Annotated in this window: 1 protein-coding gene; it reads left to right on the top strand. The window is 47.5% G+C overall.

Annotation, left to right across the window (positions count from 1 at the left end; genetic code table 11):
* Positions 1–1,182, top strand: a 1,182-nt coding sequence (gene tnpC, locus ACSF8W_RS23480; RefSeq protein ID WP_500849512.1) for an IS66 family transposase, incomplete at both ends; no start/stop codon positions are given.

The raw sequence follows: 1,182 nt of genomic DNA, 5'->3' as shown, positions 1-1,182 counted from the left end.
GAAACACAAGTCCATAGCTTGAATGCCCCCCACTGTGATTGTTGTGGTGATGCCATGCATGAGTGTGGCAGTGAAACCTCCGAAGAGCTGAAAATCATTCCCCAGAAAGTCAGCGTGATCCGCCATCAGCGGACCAAATATGCTTGCCGAACCTGCGAGAAAACGGATTTCAAAAGCCAGATCATTACAGCGCCGAAACCCGCCAGTATGATCCCAAAAAGTATCGCAAGCCCTGAAACCCTAGCAGCCGTAGTAACCGCTAAATATGTTGATGCATTACCGCTCTATCGCCAGGTTGAAATCCTCAAGCGCGCTGAGATTGATATTAGCCGAGGCTCGTTAGCTAACTGGTGCGTGCAACTTGGCGCTAAACTCAACGTACTGGTAGAGGTAATGAAACACTGCCTCCTTCAAGACTCGATTATCTGTGCAGATGAAACGACCGTGCAGGTATTAAGTGAACCAGAGCGGGCAGCCACCAGTAAATCGTACATGTGGGTGTATCGCAGTGGCGAGTTCGCATTACACCCCATTGTTATTTATGAATACCAACCAAGCCGGGCCCAATCTTGCCCTCGTGATTTTCTTGGTGATTACGCTGGCTACTTATTATGTGATGGTTATAAGGCTTATGAAGGGTTAGAGCTTGTGACACTTGCAGGCTGCATGGCGCATGCCCGCCGCAAGTTCACCGATGCACAAAAAGCCCAACCAACAGGGAAATCAGGACGAGCCGAAAAAGCCCTAAGTTATATCGGCAGACTTTATGCAGTAGAAAGTCACGGTAAAACACTGAGTGCAGATGAGCGTCGTCAATACCGGTTAGAAAAAGCCATCCCCATTCTGGATGAGTTCCACGCTTGGTTGAAAGAGAGCCAAGGAAAAGTCATCCCAAAAAGTTTGATAGGTAAAGCCATCAACTACACGCTGAATCAATGGAATAAATTAACGACCTATCTTGAAGATGGCAACATCAGTATTGATAACAATGTGACCGAACGAGACATTAGGCCATTCACGACGGGCAGGAAGAACTGGTTGTTTTCAAAATCAGTTGCTGGCGCTAAGGCAAGTGCGAATTTATACAGTATTGTGATGACGTGCCGAGCCAATGACATCAACCCTTATTATTACTTTTTACATCTGTTCCGAGAGCTACCGCAGAGGGCGCCGGGCGCAGAT

Source organism: Photobacterium sp. 270122K (assembly GCF_059941365.1).
This window is presented reverse-complemented; position numbering and strand designations above follow the sequence as displayed.